This is a genomic window from Patescibacteria group bacterium (assembly GCA_041645165.1).
Lineage (GTDB): Bacteria > Patescibacteriota > Patescibacteriia > 2-02-FULL-49-11 > 2-02-FULL-49-11 > 2-02-FULL-49-11.
On sequence record JBAZQN010000040.1, the window covers coordinates 1 to 2,864 of the forward strand.

Genomic DNA, 2,864 nt, shown 5'->3' on the forward strand with positions numbered 1-2,864 from the left:
TTTCGTCGTCCCAATGCCGTCTGATTTTTTTGCCCTCAAAAAGCGCGATTTTTGTGTTTTTCATAGCTTATTTTATGATATTTTTTAATTCAATTAAGCCACCCTACGCCTATTATCCCCTCTCCTTGCGAAGGAGAGGGTAGGGTGAGGTCGCATTCCCCCTCTCCTTGCGAAGGAGAGGGTAGGGTGAGGTCGCATTCCCCCTCTCCTTGCGAAGGAGAGGGTAGGGTGAGGTCGCATTCCCCCTCTCCTTGCGAAGGAGAGGGTAGGGTGAGGTCAGTGTTAATCCACAAACTTCACATTTCCCTTAAATTTTATATTCCCCTTCATCTGAAAATCCGGCGCATCAACCGCCTCATCCGCCCCAATGTCCCAAGCCGGACCCTGCGGGCGGGCGTCGCCGTCGATGTCCTTTGTCATTCCCGCGGAGGCGGGAATCCAGATGTCCCCCGACAAGTCAGCGCCCTTATCTCGTGCGGACGCATCGGTCCGGCCGAGGTGGAAGTCATAGTTGGCGGCATCGATAAAATTTACGGTTTTGCTACGATAATAAATACCGTATGCTGGGGCGGTCGCGTCTTGAGAAAGATTACCGGTAGAGGTTGCACTAAATGTCCCATAAAAACCTGTATTATTATTTTGTACAATATTATTTTTTACTACAATCGTTCCGCCACCCTGATAGATACCTTGATAGCTACCGTAATCGGTATTATTGTAAAAATAACCTGTACCGCCATCTAAATATAGACCGCACAAAATTGAAGGTGTGCCAGACCTAATCCAACCATAAGTTATATTGTTCCAGACGTAAGAAACGACCAAAGAATTGGGACGATCACTTAAAGCGCAAGTCAAGTCGACCGTACCGCTAATCACCCCCACGGAAATATTGTTAGACATTTTGAATATTCCCGCCCCCGATACTATACCAACGGTAGATATGCCATTCTTATTATTTCCCGCTGATGCGGTTATCTTTTCCTGAATGCCGTCAATCCAGATATAATTCGTTGAAATTGATATGCCTTGAACTGATGATATTTCTAATCTATATTTACTATCATCCCACTTCCCTTGATGTCTTTGGCTAACACCGACCTCTGAAGATGTGACGGGTGTATAAATTTTTATATAATTTCCCGGCCCAGTTGTCCAACCGCTGATAGTAACCGCGGTCGTATCCGGCGAGCTGGAAGCATAGGCGGGGACGAACATGGCGGTATTACTGGCGACAAGGTCGCGGGCGACCAGGACTTGACTGCGCAGGCCCGAATCAATGCTTTGATTTACGGTTGCGGTTGTCTGCGTCTGCCAGTTATTTAATAATGTATGCGCGCGGTAGATGCTGGCGCTGGCCGAAGTGGTGGCGATTGGGTAACTGCTGGTCGCTGAAACGATTGAATATACGGTAGATGACGAACGACCGGTGATAAAGGCGAGAGTTAAGGGATTTCCATACTGAACAACATCACCCACCCCTATATTACCGGGCTGCGGTGCGCTGAAAGTGGCTGTACTTGAGCTGACAGTCAGAGTATCGCCTGTACCGAGCGCAGCCGAGGTATTCCCCACCGACCGATACATTATCGCCGCCCCCTCATCCGCGCCGATATCCCAACCAAGCCCGCCGGCGGTTGAGGTTGCCTGTGCGCCGCGCGCTTGTCCATCTATATCATCAATATAAAAAGGCGAAGTTGTTGAGGTAGATAAATCAGTACCTCCGTCTTTCCAGACTGTATCATTCACAGCTAAATGAAAATCATCGTTTACTTCATCTACAAAAATTGGATTCGCCGTTGAAATAGCTGTCTGTATCCAAGTATTATAGAAAGGTATCGTAACTGAAGCAAATCCGCTGTTTTTTGCAATATGGCGAGAAGCATCATAATTATATGAATTGGAAAAACCGTAATAGGAATTATTGACCGTAATGTTGTAAGCATTGATTCTGGAATAAGTATTTGTTATTGCACTGCTTACCGTTCCAGTCATGTCGTATATGACGCAGTTTTCTATATTGATTGTTCTATCGACATCCGCACCGCTTATTCCATTACCGTTGGCTGCCCCACTTATAACTCCCCTAATAATACAACCCTTGATGTTATTTACTGCTCCAGCCGTACTTGCGCCCATAGAAATTCCCGTGACAGTAGCGGCATCACCACGGGTTATCTTTAATTGAAGCCCTTCAAAATTGGCATAATCTTCATAAACGAGGAGTGTGCTGTTGCTCACTTCCAAACGGTATTTACTGTCATCCCATTTACCCTGATGCCTGGCGGTTGGAGTGGTATAAATTCTTATATAATTGGTTGGACCGGTCGTCCAGCCGTTAATAGAAACTTGCGTCGTATCCGCACCCGTCCACGCACCGTCTATTTTGGCGGTGGCGATGGCGGGGTTGCCGGCGTTGGAGAGGATGGCGTAGTTTGAGGTGGTGGCGCCACCTTTGATGTAGATGCGTTCACCGGAAATAAAGGTTGAAGAGGCTATATTATAAAGTAAAATTTGTGTTGAAGTTGCGCTGGCGCTCGCGCCGACAGTGGTACTTGCAACCGCGCCGGAGGTGAGACCGACCACCGAAGCGTTTGCAGGAATGGTGCCTGTTGCACTTGATAAAGAAAAAACAGCAGTTGAGGTCGTCGCCAAATCAACCTGGTTCGCCGCCTCCCAGGCGGACAAAGTAGAAAAGTTCCCGCCCGACTGCATCACACTTGTCACATATTCCACACTCCCCTCATCCGCGCCAATGTCCCATTGACGACGCAGTTGGCCGTCCATGTCGTCGGTGAATGATAAATTAGTGTCGGTTGCCGGAGTACTCGTCCCCGCGTCAACCGCCGCGGTGTCGCTCGGCG

The 2,864-nt window shown here is 48.2% G+C and carries 2 protein-coding genes; both read right to left on the minus strand.

Annotation, left to right across the window (positions count from 1 at the left end):
- Window positions 1–89: 89 nt before the first annotated feature.
- Window positions 90–293: a hypothetical protein gene (locus WC659_07290; GenBank protein ID MFA4873700.1), complete on the minus strand. Its 204-nt coding sequence runs from the start codon at window positions 291–293 to the stop codon at window positions 90–92.
- The coding region (locus WC659_07295) for a hypothetical protein (protein ID MFA4873701.1) at window positions 283–2,864 on the minus strand (2,582 nt) is incomplete at its 5' end. The genes WC659_07295 and WC659_07290, both read right to left, overlap by 11 nt.